Here is a 21517-nt window from a genome sequence, read left to right on the forward strand (position 1 = left end):
AACGGAAAGGTGCCCCATGAAAATCTATCTCATGTCGCTCGGCGCAGGTCTGCTCGTCGGGATTGTCTACAGCCTTCTGAACGTCCGCTCGCCTGCCCCGCCCGTCATCGCGCTCGTCGGCCTGTTCGGCATTCTGGTCGGCGAGCAGATCGTCCCCTTCGCAAAGACGCTCCTGGCGCAAGAACCCGCGGCGGTCTCGTGGATCAACCAGATCAAGCCGCATATGTTCGGTCACCTCCCCAAGGGCGGCGAGCAAGGCGAGGTTGCCCATCGGGCAGCGACGGATATAGAGGGGCGGAGCTGATGGCAACGCGTCGATCCTTTCTGGGCGGGGCGTCTAGTCTGGCGTTCTCAAACCTCTTCTCCCCGGCGAAAGCCGCCGATCCCACGCAGACCGGAGTAGACACCATGTATCCCGACCTGATCCTCCACAACGGGCGCGTGACCACGCTCGACCGCACCAATCCGAACGCCACCGCGATCGCCATCAAGGACGGCCTGTTTCTGGAAATCGGCACCGATGCCGAGATCATGGCTCTCGCTGGATCGAATACGAAGATCGTCGACCTTAAGGGCAAGCGCGTTCTGCCGGGCTTGATCGACAACCACACCCACGTCGTGCGCGGCGGGCTGAACTACAACATGGAACTACGCTGGGATGGCGTCCGCTCGCTGGCCGACGCGATGGACATGCTGAAGCGCCAGGTGGCGATCACCCCGGCGCCGCAATGGGTGCGTGTCGTGGGCGGCTTCACCGAACACCAGTTCGCCGAGAAGCGTCTGCCGACCATCGAGGAGATCAATGCGGTTGCACCCGACACGCCCGTCTTCCTCCTGCACCTCTACGACCGCGCGCTCCTGAATGGGGCTGCGCTGCGGGCGGTCGGCTACACGCGCGATACGCCCAACCCGCCCGGCGGCGAGATCACACGTGACGCCAACGGCAAGCCAACCGGCCTCCTGCTCGCCAGGCCGAACGCGGGCATCTTGTACTCGACGCTCGCAAAGGGGCCAAAGCTTCCCCTCGACTATCAGGTCAACTCGACCCGTCACTTCATGCGCGAGCTTAACCGTCTCGGGGTGACTGGGGTAATCGACGCGGGCGGCGGCTACCAGAACTACCCGGACGATTACGAGGTCATCCAGAAGCTCTCCGACGAAAACCAGATGACGGTTCGTCTGGCTTATAACTTATTCACCCAGAAGCCGAAGGAAGAGAAGCAAGACTTTCTCAAGTGGACGTCCTCGGTCAAATACAAGCAAGGCAACGACTACTTCCGTCATAACGGCGCCGGCGAGATGCTGGTCTTCTCGGCCGCCGACTTCGAGGATTTCCGCCAGCCGCGTCCGGAGATGGCCCCGGAAATGGAAGGCGAACTGGAGGAGGTCGTGCGCGTTCTGGCCGAAAATCGCTGGCCATGGCGCATGCACGCCACCTATGACGAGACCATCTCGCGCTCGCTCGACGTCTTCGAGAAGGTCAACAAGGAGATTCCACTCCAAGGTCTTAACTGGTTCTTCGACCACGCCGAGACGATCTCCGACCGGTCCATCGACCGGATCGCAGCCCTTGGTGGCGGCATCGCCACGCAGCACCGCATGGCCTATCAGGGCGAATACTTCGTCGAGCGCTACGGCCATGGAGTGGCAGAGGCGACGCCACCGATCAGGAAGATGCTCGACAAGGGCGTCAACGTTTCGGCGGGCACCGACGCCACCCGCGTCGCCTCCTACAATCCGTGGATCTCGCTGTCATGGATGGTGACAGGCAAGACGGTCGGCGGCATGCAGCTCTATCCGCGTGCCAACTGCCTCGATCGCGAGACCGCGCTTCGCATGTGGACGGAAAAGGTCACATGGTTCTCCAACGAGGAAGGCAAGAAGGGTCGCATCGAGAAGGGACAGTTTGCCGACCTCGTCGTGCCGGACAAAGACTTCTTCGCCTGCCCTGAAGACGAGATCTCGTTCCTGACCTCGGAACTAACCATGGTCGGCGGCAAGATTGTTTATGGAGCGGGCGAGTTCAAGGCCCTCGACGAGACCGATATCCCGCCTGCGATGCCCGACTGGTCGCCAGTGCGCAAGTTCGGCGGATATGCCGCGTGGGGCGAGCCGGATGGTGCGGGCGCGCGATCCTTGCGGCGCACGGCGATCTCCACATGTGGCTGCGCCAGCGGTTGTGGCGTGCACGGTCACGACCATGCCGGCGCGTGGACTTCGAAGCTTCCGATATCGGACCTCAAAGGATTCTTCGGCGCTCTCGGATGCTCCTGCTGGGCAGTCTGAGGCGATCTCATCATAAATGAACAAACGGGCAGCGGTGGCAACCGCTGCGCGTTTCCGTTTCCTCCAGCGAAGACAATTGCGGCATCTGCAATTAAATCGAAACTATTGATGCAATTGTTAGAGCAAGTCGTTCCCGTGAATATCGCTCCATCCGACGAACACCAAAGCCGCTCGAAACCGACCGGCAAGACTTCAGGAGCAACAATGACCAGCAACTCACATCCGACAACTCGCGGGCTTCTCGCCGAGATCGCATCGGCACCTGCCCTGCGGACGGCCGCACTTCTTGCGCTCTGCGCCGCCTATATCCAGGGGCCTGTCACGAAGATCGCCGACTTCGATGGTGCGCTCGCCGAGATGGATCATTTTGGTCTGCACCCCGCAGCCTTCTTTGCGGTGGCCGTCATCGTCTTCGAACTGACGGCGTCCACGATGGTCGTGTCGGGCTTCCTGCGCTGGGCGGGGGCTCTTGCGCTTGCGGGCTTCACCGTTCTCGCCACATTCATCGCACTACGCTTCTGGGAGATGGCGCCTGGAATGGATCGCATGATGGTCACCAACGCCTTCTTCGAACACCTTGGCCTCGCCGGCGCTTTTGTCTTCGTCGCCGCAAACGACCTCACGAGAGGAGCAGGCAAATGAGCACCACCAAGTCGTCCGGAGGTACCTTCGCGCCTCTTGCACAGCCCGTCTTCGCCGTCCTTTGGGCGGCCACCGTCCTCGGCAACACCGGAAGTTTCATGCGCGACGTCGCAAGCTCCTGGCTGATGACGGATCTCTCGGCGTCGCCGGCCGCGGTTGCCATGGTTCAGGCGGCAGGGACGTTGCCGATCTTCCTGCTCGCGATTCCCGCGGGCGTCCTCACCGACATCCTCGACCGCCGCAAGTTCCTGATCGCCGTTCAGCTCCTGCTGGCCTCGGTGAGCATCTCGCTGATGGTCCTTTCGCAGACTGGCATGCTGTCGGTCAGCGCACTTGTCGGCTTGACCTTCCTGGGGGGCATCGGGGCCGCTCTGATGGGCCCGACGTGGCAGGCGATCGTTCCGGAACTGGTAAAGCGGGAAGACGTGAAGAGCGCGGTCGCACTGAACTCACTTGGCATCAACATCGCCCGATCCATAGGCCCGGCCGCAGGCGGCCTGCTTCTCGCGGCCTTTGGAGCAGGGGTCACCTACGGGGCGGACGTCGCCAGCTACATCGTAGTCATTGCCGCGCTGCTCTGGTGGCCGCGGGAAAGGAACGCCAGCGATGCCCTGCAGGAGAACTTCTTCGGCGCCTTCCGTGCAGGACTTCGATACACCCGCTCCAGTAGACCCCTCCACGTCGTGCTTCTGCGCGCCGCGATCTTCTTCGCCTTCGCCAGCGCAGTCTGGGCGCTCCTGCCTCTCGTGGCCCGGCAACTTCTCGGCGGCGACGCCAGCTTCTATGGCATCCTGCTTGGCGCAGTCGGCGCCGGCGCGATCGGCGGTGCCTTGGTTATGCCGAAGCTGCGCGAACGCCTGAGCTCCGACGGTCTGCTTCTCGGCGCGGCAATCGTCACCGCGGTCGTCATGGGAATCCTTGCGCTTGCGCCGCCAAAGATCGTCGCGATCATTGTGCTCCTGTTCCTCGGCGCGGCGTGGATCACCGCCCTCACTACTATGAACGGCACCGCCCAGTCCGTTCTGCCGAACTGGGTGCGGGGTCGCGGTCTCGCCGTCTACCTCACAGTCTTCAACGGCGCCATGACGGCCGGCAGCCTCGGCTGGGGCGCCGTCGGCGAGGCCGTCGGCATCCAGTACGCACTGCTCATCGGCGCGGCAGGTCTGCTTGTCGCGGGGTTCATCATGCACCGCGTGAAACTACCGGCAGGCGAAGCCGACCTCGTCCCTTCGAACCACTGGCCGGAGCCTCTTGTGGCCGAACCCGTCGCCCATGACCGCGGCCCGGTTCTGATCCTGATCGAATACAAGGTCGAGAAGCACCACCGCAGTGCCTTCCTCCACGCCCTCGACCAGCTTTCCCAGGAGCGTCGTCGTGACGGCGCCTATGGCTGGGGTGTCACCGAGGATTCGGCCGACCCGGAGAAGATCGTCGAGTGGTTCATGGTGGGATCGTGGGCCGAGCATCTTCGCCAGCACAAGCGGGTGTCGAAGGCCGACGCCGATCTCCAAGGCAAGGTTCTCGCCTATCATGCAGGAGCGGACAAGCCTGTCGTCCGTCACTTCCTGACGATCAATCGGCCAGGTGCGGCCTAACGTATTCAGAAAGGCGAGGGCGGCTGCGGCCGCCTGTTGCTTGGGCGACGGGCCGGAAACGATAATGCATTGCGAGATTTAAGGCTTATCTACCCTTCGCAGATGCGACATCGCGTTAGCAGCATCAACAAAGAGAATGATCAATTCCCATCGGTTCATCAGGCTCTTGCTAGTTACTAGCCGCCGCCCGTGGATGCCATCGGTTCGATGCGCAGCTCGCAAAGTCAGAGATCTTTCGCTGAAAATGACGTGACGAAATCTCTTGTTGGCATGCTCCTTCCGTTTTTGTCGGCACCAGTGCCGAGGGCGAGCGAGAATAAAAGTGCAGTTTTAAGAAAGGATGTATCGGATGCGGCATGTTGAGCGCCGCTGAGTCATTGCAATTAGTCGGTACAGTTTGCTGTGGAGCTGCGCTCGGGAGATCGATGATCGTACCGCTGATTAAGCGCGCTTACCTAAGTCAGACGCCTAGTTAACTGATGGGCCTCTCGTTTAAACAAGAGGCGAGACTGATACTGGGATTTGTTTGATTCCCAATCCAGTCCTCGCCTCGGTCGCTTCGTAGAGACGGTTGCTGCCAGTGAAACGGTACGAGCGTTCGTGCCTCCGCCACTGCCACCCGAGCCACCTATCGATGTGCTCTCCCTTCTAGAGCGTCCCAGCCTGGCAGAGCGCGCGCTCGGGCGCCTGGATGGGATCACGATGTTGCTGCCGCGGCAGAGCTGTCGAAACTTTTTTCGAGAGGGCGGCGACCAACATCTTCGAAAGAGTAGCTTCGGCCGTCGACAACGATCCTCCGACGGAAGATCGCTTCGATGCCGGGATCAGACTCGAATGTCTGTGCGCCTGCCGCTAGGACGGGTGGCATGGCGGCACCAAGCTGCCATGCCGGGTCTAGTGATGAGCCAGTTGTTTCGACAGCTCATCAAAAAGTCTATCGCGGGGTATATCCGTCTGAACGAGATCTACGGCGAGCGTGATGGCGCGGCGTCCTTCGACGCTGTCAATGTCGAGCTTCTTCTCGCAGCACCAGTGGCAAACGGCATCCGTGACGATGGCAATGTCCATGTCATCGAGTGAGATGAGCGGTAGATGCACCTTCACACCCTCCAGCGGCAAAAGCGTGCCATAGATGACGACACTGTACACTCGTTGCGAAGCGATACTATAGCCATTTGGACGCAGGTTGGTTCCGATAGTACCATCGACAACACAAAGAGCGATGCCATCCAAACTCGCGGATTAATTGGGGTGCTCATTGCGCACTGCTGTCAAGGGTGGTGTCCGAACACAGCCTGTTCAATCGCGCAGACGCCCGTTGTGCTGCTCGTAACGCTGCGTCGTAAGCATCCGGCGTAGGCCGCTCTTTTGGTCACTGATTTCTCCGTGACCAAACTTTTCATCGACGAATGGAGAAGACGGGCAAGATGCGGTATGCGTTAGTTGGGCGAACGGTTTTCTACTCGCGATAAGAGGTGCGCAATGACCTACAAGACTGGCTCCATTGCCACCATTTGCCCACGATGCGGCAAACCCGCCCTTCAATCCCCAAGCAAAGGGATTTGGTGCGTTCACTGCAGGAACGGATCAAAGAGGTAGAGCAGCGACACGTGATTGTTGGAGATCACGCCGCTTGTGCTTCTGCCGTTGGCGGTGTCCAATTCCAAGGAAGCAGTTGCTCCAGCCTGGTCATCGGCATGTCCGCGATGCGGGCAAGAACGTCGGCAAGCCACGCCTGCGGATCGATGCCGTTGAGTTTGGCGGTCATGAGGAGTGTCGCCATGAAAGCGGCACGATCGGCTCCACGATCTGATCCGGCGAAGAGCCACGATTTCCTGCCGAGTGCGAAGCCTCGCAGGGCTCGCTCGGCAGCATTGTTCGTCAGACAAATCCGGCCGTCCCTCAAGAATGACGTGAATCCATCCCAACGCTTGAGCATGTAGTCGATCGCCTCTGCGACCGGAGAACTGCGTGATAGCTTCGACCGCTCGGTTTGAAGCCAAGCCTGCAGATCGTCGACGAGCGGCAGACTGTCTCTGCGGCGACGCTCCAGGCGTTGATCGGCGGCGCGCCCGTTGATCTCCCGCTCGATATCGAACAGGGCATCGATGCGTTTGACGGCTTCGAGCGCCATAGGCGAGATCGGCGCAGCGTTCTTTCCACGCTTCGCGTTTGCAGCAATGTCCGCGAGCACAAAGAATTTGCGACGCGAGTGCGCCCAGCACAGTGCCTGCGTCAGGGGCTCGGGATCACGATCAACCTTGAACAGCGGATTGTAGCCGCCATAAGCGTCCGCCTGCAGAATGCCGGTGAAGGATTTGAGGTGGCGTTCTGGATGCTCCTGCCGTCGATCGCGCGAGGCATAGTAGAGGGCAGCCGGCGGTGATGTGCCTGCGAACGGCCGATCGTCCCGGACATAGGTCCAGATGCGGCCCGTATCGGTCTTTCCTCTGGCCAGAATCGGCACTGTCGTGTCGTCGCCGTGCAGACGTTCGGCTGCAAGGACATGTGCCTCGATCAGGGCGTGAATGGGCTTCAACGCCGCGGCGCATGCTCCGACCTGGTCGGCCAGCGTCGATAAGCTGAGGTCGACGCCCTCGCGGGCATAGCGCTCGCTCTGGCGGTTGAGCGGCTGGTGCTGGGCGAACTTCTCAAACAGGATCATCGCCAGCAGGTTCGGCCCACCAAAACCGCGGGGCGTCACATGGAAGGGTGCCGGCGGCTGCGTGATCTTCTCACACTCGCGGCAGGTAAACTTCTCTCGCACCGTCTGGATAACCTTCCACTGGCGCGGGACGACCTCCAGGGTCTCGGTAATGTCCTCGCCAAGCTTCGACAGTTTGGCCGATCCACAACAGGCGCAATTGGCGGGAGCGGCGATGACGACGCGCTCGCGTGGCAGATGCTCCGGAAACGGTTTGCGTGATGGGCGCTTGCGCTCGAAGGCTTTGACGGTTGAGGCTTTAGCCGCGATCTCCGCGACTAATTCATCTTCACCGGCGTCTGCCTCGAGTTCCTCGAGCTGCAGTTCCATCTGCTCCAGGAGCCGCGCCTTGCGCTCGGACCGGCTGCCGTAGAGTTCACGGCGAACCTTGTCGATCTCCAGCTTCAGCCGTGCGATCAGCGCCTCGGAGTGCGATACGAGTGCCTTCGCGCTGGCGGCTTCTGCCTTGGCGGTCGCGGCTTCTGCTTCGGCTGCGACACGTCGAGCGCGTCCTGGGCCAGCAGTGCAAGCGCACTGGCAAGGTCGTCCGGAAGCTCTTCGGTCGCATTGCTCATGACAGGATGGAATCATATTCGACCCCGTCATTCCAGTGTTTTTGCTCATCCGGCCGACGTCGGCCGCCAGGTCTTCTGGGGCATCCGCCAGTCGATACCCTCCAGCAGATAACCGAGTTGCGCGGGCGTGATCACCACTGTGCCATCGGCCGCTGATGGCCAGATGAAGCGGCCACGCTCCAGCTTCTTCGTGAACAGACAGGCTCCCTGGCCGTCATGCCAGATCACCTTGATCAGGCCACCGCCTCGGCCGCGGAATACGAACAAGTGCCCACACATGGGGTCACGCTTCAGCGCCTCCTGCACCATCAACGACAGACCGGGGAAGCCTTTGCGCATATCGGTATGGCCCGTCGCCAGCCAGACCTTCACGCCAACAGGAACCGGAATCATCGCAGCCCCAGCACGCAATCGAGAATCCGGCCAAGCGCGTCCGTGTCGATATCGCTGTCCACCCGGACACGCCGGCCCCGACCCAGCTCAATCGTTACGTCGCTGCGCTTCCGTCTGGCATGGGATGTAGTGGGCGGTTCCGGTGGAACAGAGGCTGCCGGCGCGGTCTCCGACACGATCACCGGCACCAACATGGTCCCCACCTCGGTCTTCGGCTCCTCGATCCGGCACAGCTCCTTGCGCCAACGGAACAACTGGCTGACATGGATACCGGCCGCGCGAGCAATCTCAGAGATAACCGCGTCCGGCTCAAAGCAGGCAGCGACGAGGCGCTCTTTGTCTTCGCGTGACCAGCGCCGACGGCGCTCCACAGACGTGATCACCTCAATTGGATGCTTCGTCATATGACTACTCCTAGTGTTACCACTAGGACTGACAGCCAGCAGGCTGTCACCGCAAGACGGCCTTCACCGTGGGGTTACGCTGCGTCTTGTGGGAGTCACGACGCAGCTTCCATCGGTCGTCCAATTCCCCCGACCTAAAGAGACCGGATGGTCTCGACGAGACGCTGCAAATCTGTTGGCTTCCCGAGGTTCAAAGCATCGACAAAGAGGAATGCCGATTCCAATCCGGCTTTGTCATACGCTGTGGCAAGGACATAAGGCACTTTCAGCGTCTTTAGATGCAGCGCTACCGGTACAACATTCTCGCGGCCCAGATTGAAATCTAATACCGCTGCATCGGGCCGTTTACTGTCGATCAAATCTATCGCCTCCGCAACCGTTGCCGCTGGCCCAAGCACCAGAAATCCTGCTGCCTCGAGCGCCTCTTGGAGTTGGTGTGCAATAAAAAATTCGTCCTCGACGACCAGCACGGAGTGGATGCGTTCTGCCATTCCCCCTCACATCGTTGCTTTGCCCACTGGACCGGCTCACAGTTTGCGCCCTATCTAACTTCCCAGATGGCCCATCAGTTCCTGGCTTGTTGGTTCAGAGCTCGTGACCTCTCGCTCCATCTGTTTTGATCTCGGCGCCTTCTCCATGCAGCGATCAGCAGGGATTGATCGTAAAGCATTGGGGTCCGCCATCGCCAAGCCATCAATCCCGGCGTATATTGACTATATGGGCAGCAACGAGACGCCGGCCGAGATGGCCGTAAGGCACGTACTGGAGGGCGAGAAGCACATCGCTGACCAGACCGCTTTGATTGAGCGGTTGCGCCTGATGGATTTAGGGTCGGTCGTCGAAGCATGGGGCGCCGAACTAAAAGTTCCACAGACAGTTTTTACGCCACTGACAGTGAAATAGCGGGGTCAACGGCTCTGGCCCCGGCGCAGTCGCCTTCTTCCAATCATCAGGGCCAGAACGACGTAAAAAGCCCTAGGGGACATGCCTGTCTTGTCTGTTCGTCGTCTTTTCCACTCGGTTGAGATGGCGGCGATATCGCTCCCGTGGATCAAAGAATGAAGCAACCTCCACATGGTAGGGGACTCCGAAGTCGGTACACCGGAAAACGCTCGATGTAGCAATGCTGCCCGACAACATGCGGGCAATCCCTCCTGCGATGACGTGATCGCTGCAGCTCTTTGCATGATCCACCGGCGGAATCTCAGCATCACCAAAGACTAAGATGGAATGCGCGTTCCAGCAGCGCGCCCTGATCGCAAATTCGCAATTCCTTGCTCAATTGCCACGTGGGTCATCAATTCTTCTTGTCCGCAGGCGCGTCCACAGTTCGCGTGGCGCCTCCTTCGTTTTCCCATGATGCCAAAGCCTCAGGATCGGCATGCAGCTTCCGCCGCCTCGAAGATGGGTAGGCAGGCGTCGGAATCGTCGCCGCCTTGATGCGCCTGATCACCATCACCTCTTCGTGATGGTCGCCATGTTCTGAAGCAACGAGATCTGTCGTCGCGTAATCCGCGCGCTTGAGGATCGACCGGAGCCGCCAATTTTCGTCGCGTTTCGTCGGAGTTCCGGTTTTAATGATTACTACCATAACCAGTCCCTCAGAATTAAACTGATGATGACGGCGAAGCTCGCCAGGATGGAAGCCCTGAATAAGAAGTCGCCATAAGCCACGATATGGGAAGAGCGCTTGATGGTGGAAGACATCTCGTCCTCCTTTGATTGGGGCGAAGGGAGCCACCCCTTGATCGGCAGCGCCCGTTTCATTGGCTGCCGATATACAAGCATGCGCCTCTATTGCGCCTTATCCAAGGCGAAAGCGGCGAACGCAGTGCCAGGCACCCATATAATTTTCGTTGCGGAGAAAATCCGATCGGTATGCTACCGCTAAGCAACCGACGCCGCCCAAGCCACGCAGCGGCGGGGGTTTGGGCTTAACATTGCGGTCTTCCGTGACCTGCCTCGGCAGTCCTTCCTAGGCCATTCGAACCACGACTCGCGCGTCAATAGCTGCTGCCAAGAATGCGGACTGGGCTTCGCCTTCGGTCACTATGCCCTCTACCGTACCCGCACAGGCCTCCATTGCGATGAAGAAGGCGCTACCGCTGGTCACCGGCCAATTTTTAAAAAGCATGTCAAGGGCTTCATCTGCGGACGCAATAGTATGCCGCACCTGATTGCGTTCAACCACTAAGAGCAGCCACGCCGATGTCGACACACAGTCTCCGATTCCACATTTAAGGAATAGTGGATCGCATAGTTAGCCAGGCGACGGCATGAGGGAAAAACGTTCCTCCACCCGTGCAATCCACACCCCCAACCACCGCCTTGCCGCGTTGTTCCATCCTATCGCCTTGCGACACTGGGAGGGCGGATAAGTATTACGGTTGTCAGAGGTCTATCGAACAGGCCGTCCCTGAATGGAGGCGCGTGTCCGCTCAAAGCTTGGCGGAGACTTCGACGAAATTGGCTCGCCAAAACACCTTTCCAGCTCCTTGGAAAGGTCGCCGGCAGAGGTCATCCCGTATTGGAAACGCTGGATAAGCAACTTCGCCGCCGCACTGTATCGCTCCGGGTGGGCGACGCTTCTGGCTGAATTGTATCCGGCCGCATCCAAGACGCCTTGCAGCATCGTGAGGTCTCCGGAATTCAAGATATGGACGTGTTCGGAAGACATTTCCGGTCCTCCTTCAATTTGGGGCGAGGGCTCTTAGCCCTGATGCAGCAGCGCCCGTATCATTGGCTGCTGACGAAGTGACCATGCCTGAGCGCGGCTCCGGATGCAATGTGAATCGCGCTATCTGAATTTTTATACGATAAAATTAATAAAACCGAAAATTGCGATTGCGTGCCATGCAGGGAGTGCCTGCACCCCTCGGCATTGCTGATGAGCGCTGTAAGCATCTGTCGCTCGCAAAGCCGCAATCGCTTCCTGCCTATGACCACGGATGTACTGGCATCGGTACGAGTAGCGATGTGATGAGGAAGGACGGTTCGGTCTCGCTCCGGCCCTCTTTTGTCAGCCCGCCAGCTGGCCGAGAACTTCGTTTGAACATAATGACGGCTCAGGCTGCCCCATCGAGTTTGCTAGTCGAGCTTCGTTTCGCGCCGACTGGCGTCAAGCAAACCTTTTCTCTCAAAATCGAACATCTTCCGGGCGCCGCCCGGCAGCGATCACTCACGCAACGAAAAGGAATTGGAAATGAGCAAAACCATGCGGCTGAGATCCGGCGCAGAACCGAACGCCAGGTCGCGAACACGAGCGGTGGCGGCCACTTGGGGGGAACAAACTTCGGGCAAGCTCCCGACGCCAAGACCGCAGGCGGAACAGGTGCCAAATCCCGTCCTAATGGTGGACGCAAATAGACGTCGATAGTAGTAACTCGGAAGGCTCGCTTTGGGCTGATTGCCAGGACGCGATGGCCGCAGAAGCATTTAGCCTCAAGTTCTTGGCGACGTACTCTAAATCTAGGCGCCCGAAGCGTATCGGTTCACCACAATACCGCATTCATAGGCCTTTGAGCCAAGCAGGCCGAGCTTGCGGAAACCCGCCTGGTCGAAGATGCGGGTTCCGCCGCCGAGGGCTGCCGGATTGACATAGAGTTGGTACTCGTCCACCAATCTGGCCGCGATCAATGCCGAGGCAAATCCCGCTCCTCCGAAGACAGAGATGTTGTCGCCTTCCTCGGCCTTCAACGCGCCTACCTCGTGCGGAAGGTCTCCGCTTCTGACCACCGTACGCTCCCACCGGGACTTTTCCAGCCTGTCGCTGGGTACCACCTTCTGCACATCGACGATACGTTGAGCGAAGGCATAGAACGGGTCCTGCGGGTATCTCTTCGCTGCATTGCCCCAATGGGTCAGATAACCTTCCTCCACCATCTTGCGGCTCAACAGTATGGTGTCTACGGACCGGAAATGGGCGTTGAAATCCAGCTTGAGCGCCTCGTCCCAGCGGTTGTCGTCACCCCAGTTCCAAACCTGCCAATCGTAATCGCCATCGGCGCCAACAAAACCATCGACCGACATCTGCATCTGAAGAATGAGCTTTCTCATTTCCGGGATCCTCCAGTTCTATGAATGGTTGCTCGTTCAGGCGGCGTGACGTGATACACCGAAGACACTTTCGGCCCACCGTTCCAGCCTGGTTGGCGTGGTGTTCCGTGGGCCCGACGCCTCGAGCGCCCAGCGCTCGCCAGCATTGAAGCTCGTCGCCGTCTCGATCAGCGCGTCCGCAAAACTCGCCGACATACCGCTTCCGATCATGCCCGCGCGGGCATCGGGGTACGGAACGGTCTGGTAACCAACTTTCCGGCCGATGGCACTGCCGAGGATCCCGGTCGCCTCGGCGAGCGTATAGTGCCCGCCGCCATGCAATTCGATGACGCGGCCCCGCGGCCAGTCCTCGGTGGTCAACAGATCGGCGACACGCTCGCCGATGTCGCGCGCCGCAATCAGCGGCATAGGCAGATCGCCGCGGAAAGGGGTTGCGAATACGCCGGACGCCGACTGTTCGATGAAGCCCATTCCTTTCACGAAATTCTCATTGAAGAACCCGGCACGCAGGTGCACCAGCTCATCGAGGCCAAGCGCTTCCAGCCGCTCTTCCATCTCGGCTGCGCCCAGAGACGTCCCCATCTTGAGGTGCGCGTTGAGACCGCTCAAAAGGACGACGCGACGCACGCCGGAGGCCGAGATCGCCTCGGCCAGCCGGTTGCCGATATCGCGCTCGAAGCGATGAAGGTCAGGCACCTGAACGTCGAACGGGATCATGAGATAGGCACTGTCAGCACCGGCAAAGGCGCGGTTCAAAGCATGCCTATCGGAGAGCGCAATACCCAAGCTGCGGGCCACGCCCCTCACTGCATGGCCTTTTCGCTGCAGCCTTGCCGACGCCGCTGCGCCGACTTCACTGGTGGCGCCGACCACCACGATGGTGCGCCTGCCTGCCTTCGATTGATCCACCCGGGTCATCACATTCTCCCTTTCCATGAACGAAACAAGCCGATCCGGCTTTCGGACATGCTTTACATTTGGAACCATTGACATGGGGCGGAAACGATGTCAATAGTAAAGCAGTTTAAAAATGGAACCAAAATGTCAGGCAAGGAAAAGTCGAACTGCCCCATCAACCTATCGCTGGAACTGGTCGGTGACCGATGGACGCTGCTGATCATTCGCGACATGATGTTCGCGGGCAAAAAGCGCTTTAGGGAATTCCTGCAGTCGGATGAGGGCATCTCGTCGCGCACGCTCGCCGACCGGCTGCAGGTTCTCCAGGAGGAGGGGATCGTGACGCGTCATGACGATCCCAGTCACAAGCTCAAAACCATCTACCGCTTGACGCCGGCCGGGATCGATTTCCTGCCGGTGCTGGTAAGCCTAGGTGTCTGGGGGAACCGCTATCGTGCCGCCGACCCGGAATTGGGAACCGTCGCCGAGGAGCTTACAGCGGGTGGGCCCGAGGCGATCCTGCGCATGAAAAGACAACTCGCGGCGGAGCAGATAGGCGCTGAATGAGTTCTATCGCAGCTCTTGTTGAACGCTTCACTCGGTTGTTCATCGCTGGACTTTTAATTTGCGACACGCTGTCCGAAGATCGAGCCCGGCTGCAGTTGGAGCAGCTCTGCGAAGAGGCGGGCGCCAAGCCCATTCTCATCGTTGAAACACCATTCTCTGTTGGCGCTTGAAGGCGTCGGAATCTGCGTCGTCAATCCTCTTGCAAATCGATGGGTTGCTCAACGAGGTTTGACCTTTCAGGCCCTTCGAGCCGGCGGTATACTTCAAGAGCTATCTGCTGTTCCGACCTGACATACAGAAGGCAAGGTTGGTTCGGTCCTTTGTCGCAGCTCTAATGAATGCACGCAACACGCGGCCTTCAGGTTCGAGGGAAACGCAGCGATAGTGGGCCAAGGATCCCAAGCGCATTTAGAAGGCCCACGTGTTCCAGCAATCGTCTGCCGCTACATTGAAGGTGTCGCAAAATCCGTAGTAGTCCAATCAACAACTGATGGGGTATTTCTATTGTGCGATTACACGACAGCGCGAAGGCCGTGCCATTGAGAGGCATAGGCGCGCCCGTTATCGGGGTGGAGCCCATCAAAGAGCGCCGTGAGGGTCTGAGGGCGCTACGGGGAAGTATAGGGGCGTCGAGGGAAGGTTCGGCCTTCCAATCCCATCGCACTGCCCGATCGCAGTGTCGATGGTTCAAAACCCGGGAGGTTCGAGACGCGAAGAATAATGCCTGCCGACTGTTCAGGAACCCCAAACCACTGACTGCTCATGCCGCTTGATCAGGTGCTTGAGGTTGTCGAAACTCGTGCGAACGTGGCGGGCGAAATGATCGACTGCCGGTGTGCGGGGGGCGTCAGAGCGTTTAAGGAGGCCGAGGGCACGTTCTGGATGCGGAACGGAAACGGGCAGGGCGGTGATCGACTTTTCGTTGCGCAGTGCAAAGACCACGCTGTGCGGCATAATGGTCAGCGCATCAGCCGCCTTCATATAGTGGATGACGCTCATGAGGGAACCGCCCGAATAGCGGATCTTGACTTCGGTTGCGCCGAAAGACAGGAGCATGCTGCGCAAGTCGGCGAGAAGCGGGCTACCCGGTGGCGGCGCGACCCAGGGAAAATCGAGCAGATGCGCAGGCTGTGGACGTCGCTTAATGAGCAGCGGATGGGTGACCCGACAGGCAACGACGTTGCGGCCAGGCAGGATGTGCTGGAATTCCAGGCCGGACCCTTCGTCGAGAATATCGATCGGACAGATGGCCAGATCGATCTGGTCGGCGTGAAGTGCAGCGCGCAGGTCCGGGAAATAGCCGTAGGTCTGATCGATACGCACATCGGAATGCTGGTTCTGGAACTCGGCGATCATGCCGGCGATTAGCGCATCCATGAAGAAGGGCGTGCCCCCGACGCGCACGACGCCGCTCTTGCCGACCCGGAAACTCTCGACGAAGTCGGACGCCTTGCGCGATGCCGACAGCATGGTCTGACCGTGGTCGGCTAAGGCTCGGCCGAGCAGCGTCGGCTGCAGCGGACGGCGGCCCTTGATGAAAAGCGGTTCGCCGATTCGCGCTTCCAGCATGGAAAGCGTGCGCGACACCGCCGGCTGGGAAAGGCCGAGCAGGGCCGCGCCCTCGGTGACGCCGCCGGTTTTGACGACCGCGGCGAGTTGGACAAGGTGCCGTTCATCTATCTTCATAACAATATGGTATATTAGACTGGAATAAAATCATCAACGGCATGCCGATCTTCGGGTAAATTTATCTCTACCAGCCAATGCCCTGGAGGAGACGCATGATGCCGGGTCCGACGGCGCTGAATTTCAGCGAGACCACCTCGCATGACATTTTCGCGCAACGACTTCCGCAATCGAAGGACGACAGCCTGCCGCAGATTTTGGCGGCTGCGGTGACGCATCTTCACGCCCTCATCCGGGAATTGCGGCCGACCCAGGCGGATTGGCGCAAGGTGATCGAATTCTTGACCGATGTCGGCCATGCGAGCGACGAGCGCCGCCAGGAGTGGGTGCTTCTTTCGGACCTGCTCGGCGCTTCGGCACTGGTCGAGGAAATCAATTCGCGCCGTCCGAAGACGGCTACCCCCAATACCGTGCGCGGACCCTTCTTCCGGGCCGACGTTCCGCAACTGGCGCTCGGCAGCAATATCTCCCTCGACGGTATCGGCGAGACGCTTGATGTTACCGGCCGCGTGCAGGATCTCGATGGCGATGCCATCGCCAATGCCGAGATCATCACCTGGCAGGCCAATGCCCAAGGGTTTTACGAAAACCAGCAGCCGGACCTGCAGCCGGAATTCAATCTGCGCGGCAGCTTCCGCACGGATGCGGATGGACGGTTCCACTACCGGACCGTCAAGCCCTGCGGCTACGGCGTGCCGGACGATGGTCCCGTCGGAAAGCTTCTGCGGCAGGCGGGCTATCCGCTGCGCCGGCCCGCGCATCTTCATTTCATGATCAAGGCGCCGGGCTTCGAGACGATCACCACGCATATCTATGACAGCAGCGATCCGCATCTGGCTGAAGACGCGATCTTCGGCGTCAAGCCGGAGCTGGTGCGGAGTTTCGAGCGGCAAGGGAAGGGCGCGCCGACATGGCTGCTGGACCTCACCTTCGTCATGGTCCGCGCCAGGCAGGGAGCCGACACATGAGCCGGGATTTCACCTATAGCGGCAACTCCGCCCATATCGTCTTCGGCGAAGGCAAGAGCGCTGGCGCCGGCGAGTGGGTGGAAAAGCTCGGATGCCGCAGCGCGCTCGTCCTCTCGACGCCGCAGCAGAAGGCGGACGCGGAAGCGCTGGCGGCGCGGCTGGGCTCGCTTGCCGCAGGCGTCTTTACCGGCGCTGTCATGCATACGCCTGTTGATGTCACCGAAAAGGCGGTGGAGGTGGTTCGCCAGACGAAGGCCGATTGCGTCGTCTCGCTCGGCGGCGGTTCGACCACCGGGCTCGGCAAGGCGATCGCCTATCGCACGGATCTGCCGCAGATCGTCATTCCCACAACCTATGCCGGATCTGAGGTAACGCCGATTCTCGGCCAGACGGAAGGCGGGCGCAAGACCACCGTGCGCCATGCGAGCATCCTGCCCGAGGTGGTGATCTACGATCCGGAGCTGACGCTCGGCCTGCCGGTCGCCATGAGCGTCACCTCTGCAATGAATGCCATGGCCCATGCGGTCGAGGCGCTTTACGCTCGGGATCGTAACCCGATTTCGACGCTGATGGCGGCCGAGGGGCTGCGGGCCTTCAAGACCAGCCTGCCCGACATCATCGCTGCGCCCCGGGCTCCCGGCGCTCGCGCCGATGCGCTCTACGGCGCCTGGCTCTGCGGCACCGTGCTCGGCACGGTCGGCATGGCGCTGCACCACAAGATCTGCCACACGCTGGGCGGCACTTTCGATACGCCGCATGCCGATACGCATGCGATCATGCTGCCGCACACCGCCGCCTACAATGCCGCAGCCGTGCAGGAGCTTCTGGCGCCCGTCGCCGATATTTTCGGTGGTTCGGTCGGCGGCGGGCTCTGGGATTTCGCCAGGCGGATCGGCTCGCCCCTGGCGCTGAAGGATCTGGGCCTGAGTGAATCCGATCTCGACCGCGCCGCTGAGATCGCCACCGAAAATCCCTACTTGAATCCAAGGCCGATCGACCGGCAATCCATTCGTGCCCTGCTGCAGGATGCCTGGGAAGGCAAGCGGCCGGCATGAGCTGACGACAGACATCACGCTCTCTGGGAGGAGAGGACAATGGGAGGAGGAAACATGTTTACGAGACGCGATTTTCTGAAGAGGACGGCTGCCACCGGGGCATTGGCGGCTACATCCGGGCTTACCGCCCCCGCAATCGCACAGGATGCTGCGATCAAGCTCGGCTATGTCAGCCCGCAGACCGGGCCGCTTGCCGCTTTCGGCGAGGCCGACAAATTCGTCATCGACAGCTTCTTGGCAACCACCAAGTCGATGGGTCTCAACTATGAGGTCGTCGTCAAGGACAGCCAGTCCAATCCGAACCGGGCAGCCGAAGTCGCCAAGGAACTGATCGTCACCGACGAGGTGAACCTGATCCTCGTCGCCTCGACGCCGGAGACCACCAATCCGGTGGCGACCACCTGCGAGGCCGAGGAAATGCCCTGCATTTCGACGGTCGCGCCCTGGCAGCCCTGGTTCATCGGCCAGCAGGGCAATCCCGGTGACCCCACGTCCTGGAAACCGTTTAACTATGCCTATCATTTCTTCTGGGGTCTCGAGGACGTCATCTCCGTCTTCACCAATATGTGGGCGCAGATCGAGACCAATAAAAAGGTTGGCGGCCTATTCCCCAATGACGGCGACGGCAATGCCTGGGGCGACAAGGTCGTCGGCTTCCCGCCGGTGTTGGAGAGAATGGGCTACGACCTGATTGACCCCGGCCGCTACCAGAACATGACGGATGATTTCTCGGCGCAGATCAACGCCTTCAAGTCAGGCCAGTGCGAAATCATCACCGGCGTGGTCATCCCCCCTGATTTCACCACCTTCTGGAACCAGGCCAAGCAGCAGGGTTTCGCCCCGAAGATCGCCTCGATCGGCAAGGCGCTGCTCTTCCCGCAGACCGTGGAAGCGCTGGGGAATGCCGGGCACAATCTGTCGTCGGAAGTCTGGTGGACGCCGAGCCATCCGTTCAAGTCGTCCCTGACCGGGGAAAGTGCGGCACAAGTGGCCGCCGCCTTCACCAAGGCGACCAACAGGCCCTGGACACAGCCGATCGGTTTTGCCCATGCGCTGTTCGAGCTGGCGGTGGATGCGATGAAGCGGGCTGGAGACCCCACGGACGGGGATGCGGTCGCAGAGGCGATTGCCGCCACCAGGCTCGATACGCTGGTCGGGCCGATCGCCTGGGACGGCAAGGGCCTGCCGCCTTTCGCGGCCAAGAACATCGCCAAGACGCCGCTCGTCGGCGGCCAGTGGCGGTTGAAGGACGGCGGCGGCTACGATCTCGTCATCACCGACAACAAGACGGCGCCGAACATTCCGACCGGCGGCAAGATGGAAGCAATCGCCTGATTCTGGCGCCTGATTTTTGGCGCGGGGTCTATCAAAGGCCCCGCCTGTTCTGGGAGGAATGGGTTTGGCAATTCTCGAACTCGATCAGGTCTCGAAGAAATTCGGCGCATTGACCGTCGCCGAGCGGATTTCTTTTGCCGTCGGCGAAGGCGAGGCGCTTGGCATCATCGGGCCGAACGGCGCCGGCAAGTCGACGCTGTTCAATCTGATCACCGGCAATATGCCTGCCGATAGCGGCACCATCCGTTTTCTCGGCAGCGACGTGACGCGCACGCCGCCGATGGCGCGCTGCCTGTCGGGCATGGGCCGCACCTTCCAGATCCCGCAGCCGTTCGAGAAGCTGACGGTCTTCGAAAACCTTTTGGTCGCCGGCGCCTTCGGGTCGCGGCGGCGCGAGGCCGAGGTGTCGGACCGCTGCGCCGAGATCCTGGTGGATACCGGGCTTATCGACAAGGCGAACGTGCTGGCCGGCAGCCTGTCGCTGCTGCAGCGCAAGCGGCTGGAGCTGGCCCGGGCGCTGGCAACGGAACCGAAGCTGCTGCTGCTCGATGAAATCGCCGGTGGACTGACCGAGGGCGAATGCCGGTCGCTGGTTGCCACCATCCGCGCCATTCATGCGCGCGGTGTTGCCGTCATCTGGATCGAGCATGTCCTGCATGCGCTGAATTCCGTCGTCGAGCGGCTGCTGGTGTTGCATTTCGGCAAGGTCATCGGCATCGGCAAGCCTGACGACATCATGGCCTCGCGCGATGTGCGGGAGATCTATCTGGGGATCGAAATCTGATGGCGCTGCTCGAAACCAGGGGCTTGACCGCTTCCTACGGCGATTTCCAGGCGCTGTTCGGCGTCGATATCGCGGTCGGCGCCGGCGAGACCATCGCCATCATCGGCGCAAACGGGGCCGGCAAGACGACACTGATGCGCTCCATCGCCGGCGTGCTCGCCAATGCGGCGGCGTCGATCCTCTACCGCGACGAGCCGATCGGCGCGCTGCCGGCGCCTGACATTCTGGCGCGCGGCATCGCCATGGTGCCGGAAGGACGAAAGCTCTTTCCGTCGCTGAGCGTCGAGGAAAACCTGCTGATCGGCAACTATGGCCGCAAGGTCGACGGCCCGTGGACGCTCGAAAGCATCTTTTCGCTGTTCCCGATCCTGAAGGAGCGGCGCAACAGTCCGGCCACGGCACTATCAGGCGGGCAGCAGCAGATGGTGGCGATCGGCCGCGGGCTGATGTCCAATCCGGCGGTGCTGCTCTGCGACGAGATCAGCCTTGGCCTCGCGCCCGTCGTGGTCCGCGATATCTACGCCGCTTTTCCCCGCATCCGCGAGACCGGCGCTTCAATCGTCATCGTCGAGCAGGACATCGCCCAGGCGCTGAAGGTGGCCGACCGCGTCTACTGCATGATGGAAGGGCGGGTGACGCTCTCCGGCCGCGCCGCTGATCTCAGCCGCGACCACATTCACAAGGCCTATTTCGGGACGGATCATCATGAACTGGCTTGATACCATTCTCCAGGGCGTGCTGCTCGGCGGTCTCTACGCGCTGTTTGCGGCGGGGCTCAGCCTCGTCTTCGGCATCATGCGGCTGGTCAATCTCGCCCATGGCGACCTGATCGTGCTTGCCGCCTTTCTGATCCTGGTGCTGGTGACGACGCTCGGGCTCGACCCGTTCGTTGCCGCTGTGATCGCGATGCCGTTGATGTTCGCCATCGGCTGGGGCCTGCAATATTTCCTGCTCAACCGCACGCTCGGCAAGGATATCCTGCCGCCGCTGCTCGTCACCTTCGGCCTGTCGATCGTTATCCAGAACGGCTTGCTCGAAGGCTTTTCCGCCGATAGCCGCCGTGTCTTTGTCGGTAGCCTCGAGAGTGCCTCCGTCAATCTCGGCCGCGTCACCGCCGGCATCATGCCGCTGATGACCTTCTTTTCGGCGGTCGCCGTCATCGTCTGTCTCAACCAGCTGATCTATCGCACCTCCGTCGGCCGCGCCTTCCGCGCAACCTCGGACGATCCGGTGACCGCGGGGTTGATGGGCATCCGGCCGCAGCGCATCTTCGCCATGGCGACGGGGCTTGCCATGGTCGTGGTGACGATCGCCGCCCTCTATCTCGGCACGCGCGCCAATTTCGATCCGACGTTGGGACCGGCGCGGCTGATCTATGCCTTCGAAGCGGTGATCATCGGCGGGCTCGGCTCGCTCTGGGGCACGCTCGCCGGCGGCATCATCCTCGGCGTTGCCCAGACGGTGGGTGCAGCAATCAATCCGGAATGGCAGATCCTTGCCGGCCATCTGGCGTTCCTCGCCGTTCTCCTGTTCAAGCCGCGCGGCCTTTTCCCGCGCGCGGTGGATTGAG

At 60.8% G+C, this 21517-nt stretch carries 23 protein-coding genes and 2 pseudogenes; 14 read left to right on the plus strand and 11 right to left on the minus strand.

Going from position 1 to position 21517, the window contains the following annotated elements:
- The first annotated feature begins 16 nt into the window (after window positions 1–16).
- The 5 genes and pseudogenes from ATY76_RS30115 to ATY76_RS34350 form a co-directional block, all read left to right on the plus strand.
- Complete coding sequence (locus tag ATY76_RS30115) at window positions 17–304, plus strand: XapX domain-containing protein (RefSeq protein ID WP_088678279.1); 288 nt, start codon at window positions 17–19, stop codon at window positions 302–304.
- Entirely contained in the window at window positions 304–2286 is a 1983-nt protein-coding gene (locus tag ATY76_RS30120; RefSeq protein WP_088678280.1) for an amidohydrolase, read from the plus strand. The genes ATY76_RS30115 and ATY76_RS30120 overlap by 1 nt, the downstream gene beginning before the upstream one ends.
- A gap of 204 nt (window positions 2287–2490) precedes the next feature.
- On the plus strand, window positions 2491–2928 hold the full coding sequence (locus tag ATY76_RS30125) for a DoxX family protein (RefSeq protein ID WP_088678281.1): 438 nt from the start codon (window positions 2491–2493) through the stop codon (window positions 2926–2928).
- Window positions 2925–4523 (plus strand): MFS transporter, encoded by a 1599-nt coding sequence (locus ATY76_RS30130; RefSeq protein WP_088678282.1) that lies wholly within the window; start codon window positions 2925–2927, stop codon window positions 4521–4523. The genes ATY76_RS30125 and ATY76_RS30130 overlap by 4 nt, the downstream gene beginning before the upstream one ends.
- 522 nt (window positions 4524–5045) lie before the next feature.
- A pseudogene (locus ATY76_RS34350) lies at window positions 5046–5243 on the plus strand (Fic family protein); the annotation flags it as partial.
- A 174-nt stretch (window positions 5244–5417) separates the two neighbouring features.
- Here the strand turns inward: ATY76_RS34350 and ATY76_RS34355 are convergent.
- The 5 genes and pseudogenes from ATY76_RS34355 to ATY76_RS30160 all read right to left on the minus strand — a co-directional run bounded on the left by ATY76_RS34355 (window position 5418) and on the right by ATY76_RS30160 (window position 9090).
- On the minus strand, window positions 5418–5621 hold the full coding sequence (locus ATY76_RS34355; protein WP_088678357.1) for a hypothetical protein: 204 nt from the start codon (window positions 5619–5621) through the stop codon (window positions 5418–5420).
- Window positions 5622–6147: 526 nt separating this feature from the next.
- Window positions 6148–7802, minus strand: a pseudogene (locus ATY76_RS30145) (IS66 family transposase).
- A 45-nt stretch (window positions 7803–7847) separates the two neighbouring features.
- Window positions 7848–8195, minus strand: coding sequence for an IS66 family insertion sequence element accessory protein TnpB (gene tnpB, locus ATY76_RS30150; protein WP_044459718.1), 348 nt, complete (start codon window positions 8193–8195; stop codon window positions 7848–7850).
- Window positions 8192–8599 carry a transposase gene (locus ATY76_RS30155; protein WP_088678283.1) on the minus strand — a complete coding sequence of 136 codons (408 nt, stop codon included), beginning with the start codon at window positions 8597–8599 and terminating at the stop codon, window positions 8192–8194. The genes tnpB and ATY76_RS30155 overlap by 4 nt, the downstream gene beginning before the upstream one ends.
- A gap of 134 nt (window positions 8600–8733) precedes the next feature.
- Window positions 8734–9090 carry a response regulator gene (locus ATY76_RS30160; protein ID WP_088678284.1) on the minus strand — a complete coding sequence of 119 codons (357 nt, stop codon included), beginning with the start codon at window positions 9088–9090 and terminating at the stop codon, window positions 8734–8736.
- Window positions 9091–9235: 145 nt separating this feature from the next.
- On the opposite strand from ATY76_RS30160, the gene ATY76_RS30165 reads away from it, so the two are divergent.
- On the plus strand, window positions 9236–9502 hold the full coding sequence (locus ATY76_RS30165) for a hypothetical protein (RefSeq protein WP_088678285.1): 267 nt from the start codon (window positions 9236–9238) through the stop codon (window positions 9500–9502).
- 394 nt (window positions 9503–9896) lie between these two features.
- Here ATY76_RS30165 and ATY76_RS30170 read toward each other — a convergent pair whose 3' ends face one another.
- The 5 genes from ATY76_RS30170 to ATY76_RS30200 form a co-directional block, all read right to left on the minus strand.
- Window positions 9897–10340, minus strand: coding sequence for a hypothetical protein (locus ATY76_RS30170; protein ID WP_245310165.1), 444 nt, complete (start codon window positions 10338–10340; stop codon window positions 9897–9899).
- Window positions 10341–10574: 234 nt separating this feature from the next.
- On the minus strand, window positions 10575–10817 hold the full coding sequence (locus ATY76_RS30180) for a DUF982 domain-containing protein (RefSeq protein WP_088678288.1): 243 nt from the start codon (window positions 10815–10817) through the stop codon (window positions 10575–10577).
- A gap of 180 nt (window positions 10818–10997) precedes the next feature.
- On the minus strand, window positions 10998–11276 hold the full coding sequence (locus ATY76_RS30185) for a hypothetical protein (RefSeq protein ID WP_088678289.1): 279 nt from the start codon (window positions 11274–11276) through the stop codon (window positions 10998–11000).
- Between the two features lie 791 nt (window positions 11277–12067).
- Window positions 12068–12655, minus strand: a complete 588-nt coding sequence (locus ATY76_RS30195; protein WP_088678291.1) for a dihydrofolate reductase family protein — start codon at window positions 12653–12655, stop codon at window positions 12068–12070.
- Between the two features lie 36 nt (window positions 12656–12691).
- Complete coding sequence (locus tag ATY76_RS30200) at window positions 12692–13573, minus strand: NmrA family NAD(P)-binding protein (RefSeq protein WP_088678292.1); 882 nt, start codon at window positions 13571–13573, stop codon at window positions 12692–12694.
- Between the two features lie 123 nt (window positions 13574–13696).
- On the opposite strand from ATY76_RS30200, the gene ATY76_RS30205 reads away from it, so the two are divergent.
- Window positions 13697–14119, plus strand: a complete 423-nt coding sequence (locus ATY76_RS30205; protein WP_088678358.1) for a helix-turn-helix domain-containing protein — start codon at window positions 13697–13699, stop codon at window positions 14117–14119.
- On the plus strand, window positions 14116–14289 hold the full coding sequence (locus ATY76_RS33885) for a hypothetical protein (RefSeq protein ID WP_190233764.1): 174 nt from the start codon (window positions 14116–14118) through the stop codon (window positions 14287–14289). Before ATY76_RS30205 ends, ATY76_RS33885 begins: the two co-directional genes overlap by 4 nt.
- Window positions 14290–14854: 565 nt before the next feature.
- Here the strand turns inward: ATY76_RS33885 and ATY76_RS30215 are convergent.
- Complete coding sequence (locus ATY76_RS30215) at window positions 14855–15805, minus strand: LysR family transcriptional regulator (protein ID WP_088678293.1); 951 nt, start codon at window positions 15803–15805, stop codon at window positions 14855–14857.
- 95 nt (window positions 15806–15900) lie between these two features.
- On the opposite strand from ATY76_RS30215, the gene ATY76_RS30220 reads away from it, so the two are divergent.
- The 6 genes from ATY76_RS30220 (at window position 15901) to ATY76_RS30245 (ending at window position 21516) form a co-directional block, all read left to right on the plus strand.
- Complete coding sequence (locus tag ATY76_RS30220) at window positions 15901–16773, plus strand: dioxygenase (protein WP_088678294.1); 873 nt, start codon at window positions 15901–15903, stop codon at window positions 16771–16773.
- Complete coding sequence (locus tag ATY76_RS30225; protein WP_088678295.1) at window positions 16770–17828, plus strand: maleylacetate reductase; 1059 nt, start codon at window positions 16770–16772, stop codon at window positions 17826–17828. The genes ATY76_RS30220 and ATY76_RS30225 overlap by 4 nt, the downstream gene beginning before the upstream one ends.
- Window positions 17829–17882: 54 nt before the next feature.
- A complete protein-coding gene (locus tag ATY76_RS30230) occupies window positions 17883–19163 on the plus strand; it encodes an ABC transporter substrate-binding protein (protein ID WP_088678296.1) in 1281 nt (426 codons plus the stop codon).
- 64 nt (window positions 19164–19227) lie between these two features.
- Entirely contained in the window at window positions 19228–19947 is a 720-nt protein-coding gene (locus ATY76_RS30235; RefSeq protein WP_088678359.1) for an ABC transporter ATP-binding protein, read from the plus strand.
- Window positions 19947–20666, plus strand: coding sequence for an ABC transporter ATP-binding protein (locus ATY76_RS30240; protein WP_088678297.1), 720 nt, complete (start codon window positions 19947–19949; stop codon window positions 20664–20666). Before ATY76_RS30235 ends, ATY76_RS30240 begins: the two co-directional genes overlap by 1 nt.
- Entirely contained in the window at window positions 20653–21516 is an 864-nt protein-coding gene (locus ATY76_RS30245) for a branched-chain amino acid ABC transporter permease (protein ID WP_088678298.1), read from the plus strand. The genes ATY76_RS30240 and ATY76_RS30245 overlap by 14 nt, the downstream gene beginning before the upstream one ends.
- Window position 21517: the final 1 nt, after the last annotated feature.

The sequence above is a fragment of the Rhizobium sp. R339 genome, assembly GCF_002211395.1.
Taxonomy (GTDB): domain Bacteria; phylum Pseudomonadota; class Alphaproteobacteria; order Rhizobiales; family Rhizobiaceae; genus Rhizobium.

Coding starts and splice junctions, on each gene's coding strand:
- ATY76_RS30240 (WP_088678297.1), top strand. CDS start 19,947: ATGGCGCTGCTCGAAACCAGGGGCTTGACCGCTTCCTACGGCGATTTC.
- ATY76_RS30155 (WP_088678283.1), bottom strand. CDS start 8,599: ATGACGAAGCATCCAATTGAGGTGATCACGTCTGTGGAGCGCCGTCGG.
- ATY76_RS30130 (WP_088678282.1), top strand. CDS start 2,925: ATGAGCACCACCAAGTCGTCCGGAGGTACCTTCGCGCCTCTTGCACAG.
- ATY76_RS30165 (WP_088678285.1), top strand. CDS start 9,236: ATGCAGCGATCAGCAGGGATTGATCGTAAAGCATTGGGGTCCGCCATC.
- ATY76_RS30160 (WP_088678284.1), bottom strand. CDS start 9,090: ATGGCAGAACGCATCCACTCCGTGCTGGTCGTCGAGGACGAATTTTTT.
- ATY76_RS30215 (WP_088678293.1), bottom strand. CDS start 15,805: ATGAAGATAGATGAACGGCACCTTGTCCAACTCGCCGCGGTCGTCAAA.
- ATY76_RS30195 (WP_088678291.1), bottom strand. CDS start 12,655: ATGAGAAAGCTCATTCTTCAGATGCAGATGTCGGTCGATGGTTTTGTT.
- ATY76_RS30225 (WP_088678295.1), top strand. CDS start 16,770: ATGAGCCGGGATTTCACCTATAGCGGCAACTCCGCCCATATCGTCTTC.
- ATY76_RS30185 (WP_088678289.1), bottom strand. CDS start 11,276: ATGTCTTCCGAACACGTCCATATCTTGAATTCCGGAGACCTCACGATG.
- ATY76_RS30205 (WP_088678358.1), top strand. CDS start 13,697: ATGTCAGGCAAGGAAAAGTCGAACTGCCCCATCAACCTATCGCTGGAA.
- ATY76_RS30120 (WP_088678280.1), top strand. CDS start 304: ATGGCAACGCGTCGATCCTTTCTGGGCGGGGCGTCTAGTCTGGCGTTC.
- ATY76_RS33885 (WP_190233764.1), top strand. CDS start 14,116: ATGAGTTCTATCGCAGCTCTTGTTGAACGCTTCACTCGGTTGTTCATC.
- ATY76_RS30115 (WP_088678279.1), top strand. CDS start 17: ATGAAAATCTATCTCATGTCGCTCGGCGCAGGTCTGCTCGTCGGGATT.
- ATY76_RS30230 (WP_088678296.1), top strand. CDS start 17,883: ATGTTTACGAGACGCGATTTTCTGAAGAGGACGGCTGCCACCGGGGCA.
- tnpB (WP_044459718.1), bottom strand. CDS start 8,195: ATGATTCCGGTTCCTGTTGGCGTGAAGGTCTGGCTGGCGACGGGCCAT.
- ATY76_RS30220 (WP_088678294.1), top strand. CDS start 15,901: ATGATGCCGGGTCCGACGGCGCTGAATTTCAGCGAGACCACCTCGCAT.
- ATY76_RS30125 (WP_088678281.1), top strand. CDS start 2,491: ATGACCAGCAACTCACATCCGACAACTCGCGGGCTTCTCGCCGAGATC.
- ATY76_RS30200 (WP_088678292.1), bottom strand. CDS start 13,573: ATGACCCGGGTGGATCAATCGAAGGCAGGCAGGCGCACCATCGTGGTG.
- ATY76_RS30245 (WP_088678298.1), top strand. CDS start 20,653: ATGAACTGGCTTGATACCATTCTCCAGGGCGTGCTGCTCGGCGGTCTC.